The organism is Streptomyces goshikiensis, from assembly GCF_014650555.1.
GTDB lineage: Bacteria > Actinomycetota > Actinomycetes > Streptomycetales > Streptomycetaceae > Streptomyces > Streptomyces goshikiensis.
This window is the reverse complement of record NZ_BMVE01000011.1, coordinates 161,941-177,111: the sequence shown is the minus strand read 5'-3', so window position 1 is coordinate 177,111 and position 15,171 is coordinate 161,941. Positions and strand designations below refer to the sequence as shown.

Annotated in this window: 15 protein-coding genes and 1 riboswitch; of the genes, 9 read left to right on the top strand and 6 right to left on the bottom strand. The window is 72.8% G+C overall.

Annotated features, from left to right (window positions below; all coding sequences use genetic code 11):
* Window position 1 precedes the first annotated feature (1 nt).
* Window positions 2-238, top strand: coding sequence for a DUF3263 domain-containing protein (locus tag IE248_RS27420; protein WP_008743614.1), 237 nt, complete (start codon window positions 2-4; stop codon window positions 236-238).
* Window positions 239-404: 166 nt separating this feature from the next.
* On the top strand, window positions 405-1,253 hold the full coding sequence (otsB, locus tag IE248_RS27415) for a trehalose-phosphatase (RefSeq protein ID WP_037795216.1): 849 nt from the start codon (window positions 405-407) through the stop codon (window positions 1,251-1,253).
* A 12-nt stretch (window positions 1,254-1,265) separates the two neighbouring features.
* On the opposite strand, the gene IE248_RS27410 is transcribed toward otsB, so the two are convergent.
* Both IE248_RS27410 and IE248_RS27405 read right to left on the bottom strand, forming a co-directional pair.
* Entirely contained in the window at window positions 1,266-2,636 is a 1,371-nt protein-coding gene (locus IE248_RS27410) for an alpha,alpha-trehalose-phosphate synthase (UDP-forming) (protein WP_073799630.1), read from the bottom strand.
* 47 nt (window positions 2,637-2,683) lie between these two features.
* The gene (locus IE248_RS27405; RefSeq protein ID WP_100582926.1) at window positions 2,684-3,634 is read right to left on the bottom strand and encodes a glucosyl-3-phosphoglycerate synthase; all 951 of its coding nucleotides are present in this window, start codon (window positions 3,632-3,634) and stop codon (window positions 2,684-2,686) included.
* Window positions 3,635-3,817: 183 nt separating this feature from the next.
* Window positions 3,818-3,975: riboswitch (SAM riboswitch) on the top strand.
* 17 nt (window positions 3,976-3,992) lie between these two features.
* Between IE248_RS27405 and thrC the strand changes: the two genes are divergently transcribed.
* From thrC to IE248_RS27380, 5 genes are all read left to right on the top strand, one after another.
* Window positions 3,993-5,267, top strand: coding sequence for a threonine synthase (thrC, locus tag IE248_RS27400; RefSeq protein ID WP_100582851.1), 1,275 nt, complete (start codon window positions 3,993-3,995; stop codon window positions 5,265-5,267).
* A 36-nt stretch (window positions 5,268-5,303) separates the two neighbouring features.
* The gene (locus IE248_RS27395) at window positions 5,304-5,582 is read left to right on the top strand and encodes a MoaD/ThiS family protein (RefSeq protein WP_008743608.1); all 279 of its coding nucleotides are present in this window, start codon (window positions 5,304-5,306) and stop codon (window positions 5,580-5,582) included.
* Window positions 5,583-5,998: 416 nt separating this feature from the next.
* Window positions 5,999-6,205 carry a cold-shock protein gene (locus tag IE248_RS27390; RefSeq protein WP_008743607.1) on the top strand — a complete coding sequence of 69 codons (207 nt, stop codon included), beginning with the start codon at window positions 5,999-6,001 and terminating at the stop codon, window positions 6,203-6,205.
* Window positions 6,206-6,606: 401 nt separating this feature from the next.
* Entirely contained in the window at window positions 6,607-8,229 is a 1,623-nt protein-coding gene (gene groL / locus IE248_RS27385; RefSeq protein WP_008743605.1) for a chaperonin GroEL, read from the top strand.
* A gap of 118 nt (window positions 8,230-8,347) precedes the next feature.
* Window positions 8,348-8,965, top strand: a complete 618-nt coding sequence (locus IE248_RS27380; protein ID WP_190032015.1) for a phosphoribosylanthranilate isomerase — start codon at window positions 8,348-8,350, stop codon at window positions 8,963-8,965.
* Between the two features lie 170 nt (window positions 8,966-9,135).
* Here the strand turns inward: IE248_RS27380 and IE248_RS27375 are convergent, their stop codons facing one another.
* Together IE248_RS27375 and murQ are read right to left on the bottom strand one after the other, a co-directional pair.
* On the bottom strand, window positions 9,136-10,626 hold the full coding sequence (locus IE248_RS27375; protein WP_190032014.1) for a PTS transporter subunit EIIC: 1,491 nt from the start codon (window positions 10,624-10,626) through the stop codon (window positions 9,136-9,138).
* An 80-nt stretch (window positions 10,627-10,706) separates the two neighbouring features.
* Window positions 10,707-11,648: an N-acetylmuramic acid 6-phosphate etherase gene (murQ, locus tag IE248_RS27370; protein WP_190032013.1), complete on the bottom strand. Its 942-nt coding sequence runs from the start codon at window positions 11,646-11,648 to the stop codon at window positions 10,707-10,709.
* A 225-nt stretch (window positions 11,649-11,873) separates the two neighbouring features.
* On the opposite strand from murQ, the gene IE248_RS27365 reads away from it, so the two are divergent.
* Both IE248_RS27365 and IE248_RS27360 read left to right on the top strand, forming a co-directional pair.
* A complete protein-coding gene (locus IE248_RS27365; protein ID WP_073799625.1) occupies window positions 11,874-12,257 on the top strand; it encodes a DUF8819 family protein in 384 nt (127 codons plus the stop codon).
* 7 nt (window positions 12,258-12,264) lie between these two features.
* Entirely contained in the window at window positions 12,265-12,531 is a 267-nt protein-coding gene (locus IE248_RS27360) for a DUF4031 domain-containing protein (RefSeq protein ID WP_037795369.1), read from the top strand.
* Window positions 12,532-12,553: 22 nt separating this feature from the next.
* Here the strand turns inward: IE248_RS27360 and IE248_RS27355 are convergent, their stop codons facing one another.
* Together IE248_RS27355 and IE248_RS27350 are read right to left on the bottom strand one after the other, a co-directional pair.
* Window positions 12,554-13,786: a serine hydrolase domain-containing protein gene (locus IE248_RS27355; protein WP_073799624.1), complete on the bottom strand. Its 1,233-nt coding sequence runs from the start codon at window positions 13,784-13,786 to the stop codon at window positions 12,554-12,556.
* A 101-nt stretch (window positions 13,787-13,887) separates the two neighbouring features.
* The gene (locus tag IE248_RS27350) at window positions 13,888-15,108 is read right to left on the bottom strand and encodes a Cmx/CmrA family chloramphenicol efflux MFS transporter (RefSeq protein WP_037799698.1); all 1,221 of its coding nucleotides are present in this window, start codon (window positions 15,106-15,108) and stop codon (window positions 13,888-13,890) included.
* Between the last annotated feature and the right edge of the window lie 63 nt (window positions 15,109-15,171).

Sequence of the window (15,171 nt, the reverse complement as noted above, 5' to 3'; positions counted from 1 at the left end):
TATGACGGACGAGGGGCGGCTGACGGCCACGGAGGCCGCGGTGCTCGCGTACGAGGGACGCACCTGGCCGGGCCCCGGCGCGAAGGAACGGGCCATACGGGAAGGGCTGGGCATGGCCCCGGTCCGGTACTACCAGCTGCTCAACGCGCTGATGGACGACCCCCGGGCGCTGGCCCACGCGCCGGGGACGGTCAACCGCCTGCGCCGGATCCGCGAGGCGCAGCGCGCGAGGCGCTAGCGCCGGGCTGCGCCCTCGCCCCCGGGCTTCGCCGGGCCCGCGCCCGTGACCCGGGCTTCGCCGGCCGCCGGGTCCCCGGGCTGCGCCGGGCCGCGGGGCTCCGCCGGGTTCCCCGGTTCGTCGCGCGCCGTAGCCGTTGCCCCGCTGGGCCGTTAGGGTCGTCCGTATGGGGAGCCATCCGCACAGCCTGCCGATGCCCGTCACCGCCGCCGGGCGCGAGGGGCTCGAAGCCCTGCTCAGAGTGCCCCGCCGGTCCGTCGTCGCCCTCGACTTCGACGGCACCCTCGCCGACATCGTGCCCGACCCGGACCAGGCGCGGGCCCACGCCGCGGCCGTGCCGGCCCTGTCCGCGCTCGCGCCCGAGGTGGCGTCCGTCGCGGTGATCACCGGCCGGCCCGCCGGGGTCGCGGTGCGCTACGGAGGGTTCGCGGGCGTGCCGGGGCTGGAGCACCTGGTGGTCCTCGGCCACTACGGGGCCGAGCGGTGGGACGCGGTCAGCGGGATCGTGCACGCGCCGGCCGAGCACCCCGGGGTCGCCGCCGTACGCGCCGAGCTGCCGGGGTTCCTCGACGGGATCGGCGCCTGGCGCGGCACCTGGATCGAGGAGAAGGGCCGGGCGCTGGCCGTCCACACCCGGCGCGCCGCCGACCCGGACGCCGCGTTCGCCGCGCTGCGGGAGCCGCTGGCGGAGCTGGCGGCGCGGCACGGGCTGATGGTGGAGCCGGGCCGCGCGGTGCTGGAGCTGCGGCCGCCCGGCATGGACAAGGGCGTCGCCCTCACCGAATACCTCGCCGAGACGGGCGCCGAGGCGGTGCTGTACGCCGGCGACGACCTCGGGGACCTGGCCGCCTACGCCGCCGTCGAGAAGCTCCGTACGGACGGCCTGCCGGGGCTGCTGGTCTGCAGCGGCTCGGCGGAGGTCCCCGAGCTCGCCGCCCGCGCCGACCTGGTGCTGCCCGGCCCGGCCGCCGTCGCCTCCTACCTGGCCGACCTGGCCGCCACCCTCAAGGGCTGAGCCCGGCCCCGCTCACCCGCCGCGCAGCGCGGTGAGCTGGGCCTCGAACCAGGCCGACGGGGGGAGGGCCGTCGCCGCCGCGGCCAGGCGCCCGGTGCGCTCCGCCCGCTCCGCCACCGGCATCGACAGGGCCGTGTGCAGGGCCCGCGCCGTCTCCGTCACGTCGAAGGGGTTCACCGTCAGCGCGTCCTCGCGCAGCTCCCCGTACGCCCCCGCCCCGGTGGACAGCACCAGCGCGCAGCCGCCGTCCGAGACGACCGGGATCTCCTTCGCCACCAGGTTCATGCCGTCCCGCACCGGGTTCACCAGCGCCACGTCCGCCATCCGGTACGCCGCCAGGGAGCGCGCGAAGTCGTCCTTCACCGACACCAGCACCGGCTGCCAGTCCTGCGTCCCGAACTCCGCGTTGATCCGCTCCGCCAGCTCCGCGACCGCCTCCGTGTAGGCGCGGTACACCGCCAGGTCCTGCCGGGAGGGGTACGCCGACGCCAGGTGCACCACCCGGCCCCGCCACTCGGGGTGGACGGTCAGCAGCTCCCGGTACGCCAGCAGCCCGCGCACGATGTTCTTCGACAGCTCCGTCCGGTCCACCCGGACGATCGCCTTGCGGTCCCCGACCTCCGCCCGCAGCTCCGCCAGCCGGTCCTCGACCTCCGGCCGGTGCGCCAGCTCCCGCAGGTCGTCCCCGTCCACGCCGAGCGGGAACACGGCCACCTCCGTGCTCCCGGGGCCCTGCGGCTGCGCGCAGGCCAGGAAGCCGTCCGCCCACGCCCGGGTGTGGAACCCCGCCACGTCCGCCCCGAGCATCCCCCGCATCAGCTGCCGCCGGACGTCGCCCGGCAGCATGTCCAGGAAGTCCGGCGAGGCCCACGGGGTGTGCGTGAAGTGGCTGATCCGCAGGTCCGGGCGCAGCTCGCGCAGGGCGCCGGGCACCAGGGCCAGGTGGTAGTCCTGCACCAGCACCGCCGCGCCCTCGGCGGCCTCCTCGGCCAGGGCCCGTGCGAACGCGTGGTTGTAGGCCACGTAGGAGTCCCAGCGGCGCCGGAACTCCGCGTCGAAGACGGGCGCCGTCGGGATGTCGTACAGGTGGTGGTGCGTGAACCACAGCACCGAGTTCGCGATGCCGTTGTACGCGTCGTCGTACACCGTCTCGTCGATGTCCAGCATCCGGACGCCGGGTTCGGACACGCCCCGGCGGACCGCCTCCCGGTCGGCCTCCGAGAGCGCCGCGCAGATCCACACCGCGTCCGGCTGTTTCGCCAGCGCCGCGGAGAGACCGGAGACGAGACCGCCCCCGCCGCGCCGGGCCGTGAGGGCGCCGTCGGCGGCGAGGGCGTACGAGAGGGGGCCGCGGTTCGCGGCGACGAGTACCGAAGAGGCCATGCGGCCAACCTAGCCCCGGCCGCCCCTGCTCAAACGTGAGTTCCCGCTCACGCCACGCGGCGGACCGCGTACTCCTCGATGCCCGCCATCGGCGGCCGCTCCTCCGTGTCCACCGGGTACGTCCGCGGTACGAAGCCCTGCGGACCCCGCTCGAACTGCGTCAGCTCCGGGCGTACGTGGTGCCCGCGCGACAGCCGTACCAGCGCCGTCCGGTAGATCGCGGCGGCCATCCGGCCCAGCGCCTGGCCGTCCTGGTGGCGGTGCAGCCGTACGCCCACGTCCACCTGGGCCAGCGCCTCCAGCCCGACCGTGTGCAGCGCGTCCACCAGCAGGCCCAGCTCCACCCCGTACCCGACGGGGAACGGCAGCCGCTCCAGGAGGGACCGCCGGACGGCGTACTCACCGCCCAGGGGCTGCACGAACCCGGCCAGCTGCGGCCAGTGCAGGTTCAGCAGGGGCCGCGCCACCAGCTCCGTGACCCGCCCGCCCTGGCCCGGGGCGTTCCCGAGCGGGCGGTCGTACATCGCCTTGACGAACTCCACGCCCGGGTCGGTCAGCAGCGGGCCGACGATCCCGGAGACGAAGGCGGACGAGAAGTCCCGCAGATCGGCGTCGACGAAGCAGACGATGTCCCCCCTGGTCGCCAGCAGCGAGCGCCACAGCACCTCGCCCTTGCCGGGCAGCGCCGGCAGCCGCGGCAGGATCTCGTCGCGGTGCACCACGCGGGCGCCCGCCTTGGCCGCCACCTCCGCCGTCCGGTCCGTGGAACCGGAGTCGACCACCACCAGCTCGTCCACCAGCGGATGCGGCAGCCCGTCGATCAGATCGCGCCGGATCACCGACACGATCTCCCCGACCGTGGCCTCCTCGTCGAGCGCGGGCAGCACCACGCTGACCGTGGTCCCGGCCGCCCGTTTCCGCTCCAGCAGCTGGTCGAGCGGTCGGTCGGCTGCGGACCAGGAGCGGTCGGCCAGCCAGCGCTCCACCTCTTCCAGCACGTTCTGCACTCCCTGGTTCATCCGTGGTTTCGTCCGAAAAGTGATCCATCTCGCGGTTCGGACGGCTGTCTCAACCATCCGCACCTTCGGTTACAGTCTTGAACAACGCGAAGGACCACCGCATGCCGGGGTCCCCGCGCACAAACGCCCGGACGCGCCATGGAGCGCGCGCCGGTGCCATACCGCTCATCCAGAGGGGCAGAGGGACACGGCCCGTTGAAGCCCCGGCAACCCTCCAGTCGGTTCTCGCGATCGCCCGCACGGCGACACCAGCGAGGTCCCCGGCTAGGGAAGGTGCCAATTCCGTCTCATGGCGAAGTGCGCCATGGGGAAGATGAGGAGAAAGGGCCTCGCCATCATGGCTGCACAGACTGTCGCCACCTCTGTCGATCTCGGACCCGCCACCGGCCTTTCCTGTCGCGAGTGCGGTACCCGCTTCGAACTCGGTCCCATCTTCGCCTGCGTGGAGTGCTTCGGGCCGCTCGAAGTGGCCTACGACCTCCCGACCGGCGACCCCGAGGCCCTGCGGGCCGCGATCGAGGCCGGCCCCGACAACATCTGGCGCTACGCGCCGCTGCTGCCCGTCCCGGCGGACGTCGCCTCCAAGCCCAGCCTGAACCCCGGCTTCACCAAGCTCGTGGACGCCCGGAACCTGGCCAAGGAGCTGGGCGTCACCGGCGAGCTCTACGTCAAGGACGACTCCGGCAACCCGACGCACTCCTTCAAGGACCGCGTCGTCGCCATCGCCGTCGAGGCGGCCCGCGCCTTCGGCTTCACCACCCTGTCCTGCTCCTCCACCGGCAACCTGGCCGGCGCCGTCGGCGCCGCGGCCGCCCGCGCCGGCTTCCGCTCCTGCGTGTTCATCCCGCACGACCTGGAGCAGGGCAAGGTCGTCATGGCCGGTGTCTACGGCGGCGACCTCGTCGGCATCGAGGGCAACTACGACGACGTCAACCGCTTCTGCTCCGAGCTCATCGGCGACCCGCTGGGCGAGGGCTGGGGCTTCGTCAACGTCAACCTGCGCCCGTACTACGGCGAGGGCTCCAAGACCCTCGCGTACGAGATCTGCGAGCAGCTCGGCTGGCGGCTGCCCGACCAGATCGTCATCCCGATCGCCTCCGGCTCGCAGCTCACGAAGATCGACAAGGGTCTCCAGGAGCTGATCAGGCTGGGGCTCGTCGAGGACAAGCCGTACAAGATCTTCGGCGCCCAGGCCGAGGGCTGCTCCCCGGTCTCCACCGCCTTCAAGGCCGGCCTCGACGTGGTCCGCCCGCAGAAGCCGGACACCATCGCCAAGTCGCTGGCCATCGGCAACCCGGCGGACGGCCCGTACGTCCTGGACATCGCCCGCCGCACCGGAGGCTACGTCGAGGACGTGAACGACGAGCAGGTCGTCGAGGCCATCAAGCTGCTCGCGCAGACCGAGGGCATCTTCGCCGAGACCGCGGGCGGCGTGACCGTCGGCGTGACGAAGAAGCTCATCGAGAACGGGCAGCTCGACCCGGCGCTGACCACCGTGGTCCTGAACACCGGTGACGGCCTCAAGACCCTGGAGGCGGTGGCCGCGGACAGCGGGCAGAGCGCCACCATCCGCCCGAGCCTGGACGCGTTCCGCGCCGCCGGCCTGGCCTGATCCCCGTCCTCCCGCACCCGGAAAGGCAGTAGCGCCATGAGCGTCAACGTCCGCATCCCCACCATCCTGCGCACCTACACCGGCGGCCTGGCCGAGGTCGCCGCCGAGGGCGCCACCCTGGCCGAGGTCATCGCGTCGCTGGAGCAGAACCACCCGGGCATCGCCGCCCGCGTCCTGGACGACCAGGGCAAGCTGCGCCGCTTCGTGAACGTCTACGTCAACGACGACGACGTGCGCTTCGAGGGCGGGCTGGAGGCGGTCACGCCGGACGGCGCGGGCGTCTCGATCATCCCCGCCGTCGCGGGCGGCTGCTGACCCTTCACGGCTTCCCCGCCACTTCTCCAGGTGGCACGCGTAAACGAAATTGCCCCCTCCGCTAATAAGCGGAGGGGGCAATTCTGCTTGGTTGGGCGCGGTAGAGTTGGGGAAGTCCCCTCCGCTGTTCTTGCCCGCCGCATATGAACGGGTCGCGTGAGGGTTGACATTCAGTCAATATGCGGGCGCGGTATGGGGCATTGGCGAGATTTGCCGGGCCCGACTTGCCCGGGAAGATGCCAGATTTTCACTCTATTTCAATCTTTATCCCTGGCCGGAATTCTCGTCGGATTGACCTGTTGCAGACAGCAGCGGTGCGGATACATTCAGCCCCGGTCGAGGCGTTCCGGCGCAAGTTCTGACCCGGGTCCGCGAAGTGCGGTCCTGCGCAAGGGCCAGTAATAGGGGAGTTAGGCATGGCTCAGGGCACCGTCAAGTGGTTCAACGCGGAGAAGGGCTACGGCTTCATCGCGGTCGACGGTGGTGCGGATGTGTTCGTCCACTACAGCGCCATCCAGATGGACGGATACCGCACCCTTGAAGAGGGTCAGCGGGTCGAGTTCGAGATCTCGCAGGGCCAGAAGGGTCCGCAGGCGGACATGGTCAAGCTCGCCGCCGGCTAGTCCGAGAGCGATCGACCACCGACGCACTTGCATACGAGGGGCCCACCTCCCGGACACGGGAGGTGGGCCCCTCGTGCGTCTGCCCGGCGCCGCGCCGGCGCCGCGCCGATGCACGCCGATGCCGTGCCGGTGCTGGGCCCCGGGCCGTCCCGGTGGTTGGGCATTGCCTCAAGCCGCTTGCACTCGGAGGGGTCGAGTGCTAATCATTGGCGTTAGCACTCTCCTGGTGAGAGTGCTACTAAGACGAGGACCGGGCCGGTGAGGCCCGCAGGGTCCGGCGGGAAGGAACCGCCGGGCACGCAGGCCGTCCGTCGCGGGCGCGGGCGCGGTCCGGAGCAATCCAAGCCTCCCCTCACGCCTGGCGGCGTAGGGGGAACCCCAGTCCTGGAGGACCACTTCAGATGGCCAAGATCATTGCGTTCGACGAGGAGGCCCGGCGCGGCCTCGAGCGTGGGATGAACCAGCTCGCCGACGCCGTCAAGGTCACCCTTGGCCCCAAGGGTCGCAACGTCGTCCTTGAGAAGAAGTGGGGCGCCCCCACGATCACCAACGATGGTGTCTCCATCGCCAAGGAGATCGAGCTCGAGGACCCGTACGAGAAGATCGGCGCCGAGCTGGTCAAGGAAGTCGCCAAGAAGACGGACGACGTCGCCGGCGACGGTACGACCACCGCCACCGTTCTCGCCCAGGCGCTCGTCCGCGAGGGCCTGCGCAACGTGGCGGCCGGCGCCAACCCGATGGCCCTCAAGCGCGGCATCGAGAAGGCCGTCGAGGCCGTCTCCGGCGCCCTGCTGGAGCAGGCGAAGGATGTCGAGACCAAGGAGCAGATCGCTTCGACGGCCTCCATCTCCGCCGCTGACACCCAGATCGGCGAGCTCATCGCCGAGGCCATGGACAAGGTCGGCAAGGAAGGCGTCATCACCGTCGAGGAGTCCCAGACCTTCGGTCTGGAGCTTGAGCTCACCGAGGGCATGCGCTTCGACAAGGGCTACATCTCGGCGTACTTCGCCACCGACATGGAGCGTATGGAGGCGTCGCTCGACGACCCGTACATCCTGATCGTCAACTCCAAGGTCAGCAACGTGAAGGACCTCCTTCCGCTGCTGGAGAAGGTCATGCAGTCCGGCAAGCCGCTGCTGATCATCGCCGAGGACGTCGAGGGCGAGGCCCTGTCGACCCTGGTCGTCAACAAGATCCGCGGCACCTTCCGCTCGGTCGCCGTCAAGGCCCCGGGCTTCGGCGACCGCCGCAAGGCCATGCTCGGTGACATCGCCATCCTCACGGGCGGCACGGTCATCTCCGAGGAGGTCGGCCTCAAGCTGGAGAACGCCGGTCTCGACCTGCTCGGCCGCGCCCGCAAGGTCGTCATCACCAAGGACGAGACCACGATCGTCGACGGCTCCGGCGACAGCGACCAGGTCCAGGGTCGCGTCAACCAGATCCGCGCCGAGATCGAGAACTCCGACTCGGACTACGACCGCGAGAAGCTCCAGGAGCGCCTCGCGAAGCTGGCCGGCGGCGTGGCCGTCATCAAGGCCGGTGCCGCGACCGAGGTCGAGCTCAAGGAGCGCAAGCACCGCATCGAGGACGCCGTTCGCAACGCGAAGGCGGCCGTCGAGGAGGGCATCGTCGCCGGTGGTGGCGTGGCCCTGCTCCAGGCCTCCGCGGTCTTCGAGAAGCTTGAGCTCACCGGTGACGAGGCGACCGGCGCCAACGCCGTCAAGCTCGCGCTGGAGGCCCCGCTCAAGCAGATCGCCGTCAACGGTGGTCTCGAGGGTGGCGTCGTCGTGGAGAAGGTCCGCAACCTGACCGTCGGCTGGGGCCTGAACGCCGCGACCGGCGAGTACGTCGACATGATCGCCGAGGGCATCATCGACCCGGCGAAGGTCACGCGCTCCGCTCTGCAGAACGCCGCGTCCATCGCCGCGCTGTTCCTGACGACCGAGGCCGTCATCGCCGACAAGCCCGAGAAGGCCGGCGCCGCTGCCGGCGGCGGCATGCCGGGCGGTGACATGGACTTCTGATCGACCTCTGGTTGATCGGCTGTTCTCGAACGAGGGCGGCACCCCCACGGGGGTGCCGCCCTCGGGCGTTCCCGGGACGGGACCTTGCGCGGGGCGCGGGGGGTGGTTGACTGCTGGTATGGCTGAGGTGACGGACGGGGCGGGCGTGTTCATCAAGATCTGTGGGCTGAAGACCGGGCCGGACGTCGATGCCGCGGTGGCCGCCGGGGCGGATGCCGTCGGGTTCGTGTTCGCCGCGGGGAGCCCGCGCACCGTCGACGCCGCCGTCGCGCGGGAGCTGGCCGCGCGGGTGCCGGCCGGGGTGCTCACCGTCGGGGTGTTCCGCGGCCAGCCGGTGGCCGAGGTGCGGCGCCTGACCGAGGAGAGCGGCGTACGCGGCGTGCAGCTGCACGGGGACGAGGGGCCCGAGCACTACGAGGCGCTGCGCGCCGGGGGCCGGACGCTGCTGCGGGCCACCGCCCGGCACGTCGAGCGGTGCGGGGAGTACGGGGAGGACCTGCTGCTGATCGACGCCCCGGACCCGGGCTCGGGCAAGCCGTGGAACTGGGCGGCGGCGGAGTTCACCGCGCCGGGCGGCCGCTGGCTGCTGGCGGGCGGGCTGGGCCCGGACAACGTGCGGCGGGCCGTCGAGATGACCGGGGCGTGGGGCGTCGACGTGTCGAGCGGGGTGGAACGCGCGCGCGGGGTGAAGTCGCCCGAGCTGATCCGGGCGTTCATCGAGGCCGCGCGCGGCTAGGGCCTGTCTTTCGGATCGGGCCGGATCAGGGAGCGGGGTCTGGTGCGTGCGATCGCAAGGCGGAGGAGGGAGCCAACGCGGAGCGTTGGCGACCGACGACAACGCGGCGAGCGTGCGTGCCAGACCCCGCGAGCCCGGCATGATCCGGAAGACAGGCCCTAGGGTCTGAGTCAGGTCAGTGCGGGCTGCTTGGCGGGTTCGGTGGTGGAGGTGGGCTCCGGGTCCGGGTCGGTGTCGAGGTCGGCGAGCATCTGCCGGGTGAAGCCGAAGAAGTACGTGGCGAGGAACCCCACCAGGTAGCCGACGGCCAGCCCGCCCCCGTAGATCGCGAGGGTGGGGCCCATCCCCGAGCCGCCGTGCAGCAGCGGGAACAGGGCCCAGCCCGACGGGCCGATGGCGGTCGAGCCGAAGGCCACCCCCAGCTGGTTGAACAGGCCCACGAACGCCCCGCCCGCCGCGCCGCCCACGCAGGCGGTGACGAAGGGGCGGCCCAGCGGCAGCGAGACGCCGTAGATCAGCGGTTCGCCCACGCCGAGGAAGCCGGCCGGGAGGGCGGACCTGATCGTCGTACGGATCGAGCGGTTGCGCGGCAGCCGGACGTAGACGGCGATGGCGGCGCCGACCTGGCCCGCGCCCGCCATGGCGAGGATGGGGAGCAGGACGGTGTACCCGTTCTGCTCGATCAGGGTGGTGTGGATGGGGATCAGGGCCTGGTGCAGGCCCAGCATCACCAGCGGGAGGAACAGGCCGCCCAGGACCAGACCGGCGAAGGCGCCCCCGTGGGCGAGGAGCCAGGTGGCGAAGGCGCCGATGGCGGCGGAGACCTCGCCGGCGAGGAACATCAGGCCGAAGAGGGTGGCCAGGCCGGCGACCAGGACGGTGAGGGTCGGGGTGACCAGGGCGTCCAGCGCCTCGGGGACCCACCGGCGGCACAGCCGCTCCACGCGGACCGCGAGGTAGGCGGCCGCCAGCGCGCCGAGGACGCCGCCCTGGCCGGGGGAGAGGTGCTCGCCGAAGGCTTCGATCTTCGCGACGCCCGGGAAGACGATGATCGCGGCGACCGCCCCGCCCAGGATCGCGGTGCCGCCGAACTCCTTGGCGGTGTTGTAGCCGACGAAGACGGCGATGAGGGACATGAACCCCGAGGCGATGGCGGCGAGCGCGGGGACCAGGGTGGGCAGCCAGCCCAGGTTGGTCAGTACGCCGGCCAGGCCCGCGATGATGCCGCAGCCGATCAGCGCCGGGATCAGCGGGACGAAGATGTTCGCGACGCGGCGCAGGAACAGCTTGAGCGGGGTGGCGTTGCGGGCCTTCCGGGCCTCTCGCAGCGCCGCGCCCCGGTCGGCGAGCCCGGCGGCGGTGACGGGGCGCGGGGGCTCGGCGGCCCGTGGTTCCCCGGCCCTGCCTTCCTCCACCAGCGCCTCGAACTCGGGGGTGACGCGGGCGACGGCGCCCGGGCCGAGCACGATCTGGTACGTGTAGTCGTCCACGACGCCCAGGACGGCCGGGAGGGCCTTGAGCGACTCGTCCTGGACCAGCGCGCGATCGCGCAGGCCGATGCGCAGGCGGGTCATGCAGTGGGCGACGGAGGTGATGTTGTCCGGGCCGCCGACCAGCGGGAGGATCGCGGCGGCGGTGGCGCGGTGCGTGTCAGGGGACATCGTGGTCTTTCGCCTCGGGGTCGGTCGTCGGTGGTCGGGGGCGTCGGGGTCGTCGGTGCCGTGGGCCGGCGGCCGCGGTGTCAGCTGCCGCTGCCGCCGGTGCTCCGCGCGAGGGCTGCGCGCAGGTGGCCGCCCGAGGCGGTCAGGAGCGCGGCCGCGGTGGGGCCGTCGACTCCGCCGAGGACGACGAGGATGGCGTTCTTGACCTCGCCGCCGGTCGCGGTGAGCGCGGCCTCGGTCTCCGCGTCGGACGCCCCGGTCGCCAGCGCGACGATGCGGCGGGAGCGGGCGCGCAGCTTCTCGTTGGAGGCGCGTACGTCGACCATGAGGTTCCCGTACGTCTTCCCGAGCCGGATCATCGTGAGGGTCGAGATCAGGTTCAGCACCAGCTTCTGGGCGGTACCGGCCTTCAGGCGGGTGGACCCGGTCAGCAGCTCGGGGCCGGTCACCACCTCGATGCCGTGCTCGGCGGCCGCCGCGAGCGCGGACCCGGCGTTGCAGGACAGCCCGACGGTGAGGGCGCCGCGGGTACGGGCGAACTCGACGGCGCCGATCGCGTACGGGGTGCGGCCGGAGGCGGAGACGCCGACCACGGTGTCGGCCTCGGTCAGAGCCAGGGCGGTCAGGTCCTCGGCGGCCAGCTCCTTGGAGTCCTCGGCGCCTTCGACGGCCTTGACCATGGCGGTGGGGCCGCCCGCGATCAGGCCGATGACCTGGCCGGGGCCGGTGTTGAAGGTGGGCGGGCACTCGCTGGCGTCGAGCACGCCGAGGCGCCCGGCGGTACCGGCGCCGGCGTAGACCAGCCGCCCGCCGCGTGCCATCCGCGGGGCGATCCCGTCGATGGCGGCGGCGATCTCCTCCAGCCGCTCCGCGACGGCGGCCGCGACGGTGGCGTCCTCGGCGTTCATGACGCGGGCGATGTCGAGGGTGGTCATCCGGTCGATGTCCGCCAGCTCGGGGCGGAAGGCCTCGGTGGTCAGGGTGTCCAGCTGGGCGCGGAGTTCGGCGTACGACGCGGTCATGGGCGGCGGCTCCTGACGGTTCGGCGCGGGACGGGGCGGTGAGCCCGGTGCGCAGCAGTTTCCGCGCGGGGTCCCGGTGTACGGGGGAGGACGCGCCGATGCCCGCCGTCGCGCGCGTGCGCGCATCATCCGAAAACCCGCTTTTCGGGCGGGACGGCGGGCGGGACGGCGGGCGGCGGCGGGCAGGCCTTCGACTCTGGGCCGCGGCGGGTTCACAATGTCCCCATGGACCACGCGACCCCTCTGGAGCAGGCGCTGCACGCCGCCCGTGCCCTTGTACTCGCCGATCTCGTCGCGGGCGAGGTCGCCGAAGCCGATGTCGTCTCCCTCGTCGAGGACTCGGTCACGCACCGCCGGTGGTGGGTGGAGCAGTGGCCGGAGGGGGTCGACTACCTCGCCGGACTCGTCGCCCAGGACGTGCAGGACGCGCTGCTGGAGAAGTACGGGCGCTGGCCGCTGTGCCCGGTCTGCTCGCAGGGCGACCCGCACGCGCTGGACGTGGAGCCCGAGCTGGGCCCCGATCCGCACTGGGTGTGCGCGAAGACCGTGGTCAAGGTCGCCCCGGTGGGCGGTCTCGCGGCGGTCTTCGGCGCCGGTGGCGGCCGGTGAGCCGCCGGTGACGGTGTACATCGACCCGCCGACCTGGCCGGGCCACGGCCGTATGTGGTCGCACCTGGTCAGCGACGTGTCGTACGAGGAGCTGCACGCCTTCGCGGCGGGCATCGGCTGTCCGCCGCGTGCGTTCGAGCGGGACCACTACGACGTGCCGGAGCAGCGCTACGCGGGCGCGGTGGCGGCGGGCGCGGTCGAGATCGGCAGCAAGGAACTGGTCCGCCGCCTCACGGCGGCCGGCCTGCGGCGGCCGAAGGGGCGCCCGGCCTAGGAGCCCGGCCTGGGAGCCCGGCCTAGGAGTTCGGCTTGGGCGCCGTGGCCGGGGTCGACGGCTCCGGGACGGCGCTGGGCTGGGCCGCCGCCGGGAGCGCCCAGACGTGCTCCGGGGTCACGATCTTGGTGACCGCGTTGGCGATGAGGCCGCTCAGGCTGCCGAACTTGCCGTCGACGTCGGAGTTCACCACGATCACCAGCGTGGCGCGGGCCTGCGGGAGCCGGACGGCGATGGTCTCGTAGCCGGGCAGTTCCCCGTTGTGGCCGACCCAGCCGTCGATGTCGGCGATGCCGAGCCCGTAGCGCACGTCGGGGTAGCCGGTCGGCAGCACGCGCAGCCGCTGGGCCTGGGTGGCCGGCTCCAGCAGCCGCTCGCCGTCCGGCAGCCGCCCGCTGACCAGGGTCGGGACCCAGGAGCGCAGGTCGTCCATGGTGGAGGTCACCGCGCCGGCCGCCCAGCCCCAGGACGGGTTCCAGGTGGAGGCGTCGACGGTCGCGCCGTCCGGGGTGAAGTTCGTGTAGCCGTGCACGAACGGGGAGGCGATCTCCGCGCCGGTCGGCAGCGAGGTCGCGGCCAGGCCGGCCGGCTCGAAGACGTGCTGCTTCAGGTAGGTGTGCAGGGGCTGTCCGCTGATCTTCTCGACGAGTACGCCGAGCAGGACGGTGTTGGTGTTCGAGTACTCCCAGCGCGCGCCCGGCGGGAAGTCGGCGTGGTGCCGGAAGGCGATGGCCAGCAGCTCCCGCGGGGTCCACGCGCGGTGCGGGTCGGCCTTGAACGTGGCCAGCCAGCGCGGGTCCTCGGTGTAGTTGTAGAGGCCGCTGCGCATGTCGGCGAGCTGGCGGACGGTGATCCTCTCGCCGCCGGGCACGCCGTCGAGGTACGTGGAGACCGGCGCGTCGAGCCGTACCTTCCCGTCGTCGACGAGCTGGAGGACGGCGGTGATGGCGAAGGTCTTGGTGACGCTGCCGATGCGGGTGTGCATGTCGGTCTTGAAGGGGACGCCGGTGGCCTTGTCGGAGGTGCCGAAGGAGCGCACGTAGGAGTCGTCGCCGTCGATCCACAGGCCGACGCCCACACCGGGGATGGCGGCCCGGCGCATGGCCGCGGTGATCGCGTCGTCGAGCTGCCCGGCGACCACCGGGTCGATGTCGACGCGGCCCGGCGGGGCGGCGGCGGGGGCCTGGCCCGCGCACAGCGCGGTCAGCAGCAGCGAGGCGGCCGCCAGCGCGGTGGGCGTGCGGTACCGGCCCATGAAGGATCACCTCTGGCGCGCGTCCCCGAGCGGTTCCCGGATCCCCGGGCGGACCTTCCCATCGTAGGAAGCCGGGTCGGGGGCGGCGACCGGGCCCGCCGTCAGGCGCGGGCGGGCGCTGCGGCCGGGGTGACGGCGGCGCCGCCCGAGGCGACCACGCGGGCCGGGCCCTGCGGCGTACGGCGGTCCAGGCGCAGGGCGAGGGCCGCGAGGGCGATGGCGGTGACCGTCATGGCCGCGCCCGCCCAGGCGGTGGCGGCGAAGCCGCGGCCCGCGTCGATGACGGCGCCGCCGAGCCAGGGGCCGCCGGTGTTGCCCAGGTTGAAGGCCGCCGTGGTGGTGGCGCCGGCCAGGGTCGGGGCGGCGCCCGCCACGTTGAACATGCGGGCGTTGAGCGCGGGCGCCGTGAAGAACGCCGAGAAGCCGATCAGGAACGAGAGCCCGATCGCCGCGGCCGCGGCCGACGCCAGCAGGGCCAGCGCGGCCAGGAACACCGTCGACGCCGTGATGCCCCACAGCATGACGCCGAACAGGTGCGCGTCCGCGACCCGGCCGCCGACGGTGGTGCCGGCCAGCGCGCCGATCCCGAAGAGGCCGAGGATCCACGGCACCCAGCCGGACTCCAGCCCGGCCACGTCCGTGAGCAGCGGCGAGAGGTAGCTGAAGGCGCAGAACACGCCGCCGGCGGCCAGCGCGGTGATGCCGATGGCCAGCCAGACCTGCCGGTCGCGGTAAATGCGCAGCTCCCGTCCCAGCGACGGCTTCTCGGCGGGGAGCGGGATCCTCGGGATCAGCGTCAGGATGCCGACGAGGGCGACCGCGGAGGCCGCGCCGACCGACCAGAACGCGGAGCGCCAGCCGAGGTGCTCGCCGAGGAAGGCGCCGGCGGGGACGCCGAGGACGTTGGCGATGGACAGCCCGCCGATCATGACGGCCATCGCGCGGGCCCGGGCGTCGACGGGGACCATGGCGATCGCGACGGCCGCGCCGACCGCCCAGAAACCGGCGCAGGCGAGCGCGGAGACCACGCGGGAGGCGAAGAGCAGCTCGTACGAGGGGGCCAGCGCGCCCGCGATCTGCCCGAGGCCGAAGAGGCTGATGAGGGAGACGAGGGTGGTGCGGCGCGGGAGCCTCAGGGTGGCCACGGCCAGCAGCGGGGCACCGATGACCATGCCGATGGCGAAGGCGGATATCAGCAGGCCCGCCTGCGGAATGGTGACGCCCATGTCCTCGGCGATGGGCGGCAGCAGCCCGGAGAGCATGAACTCGCTGGTGCCGAGGGCGAACACCGACAGGCCGAGGACGTAGACGGCGACGGGCATACGGGTGCGGACGCGGGCGCGGGAACGTGCTTCGGCGGCTGAGGGCATGTCCTTCACCAACCC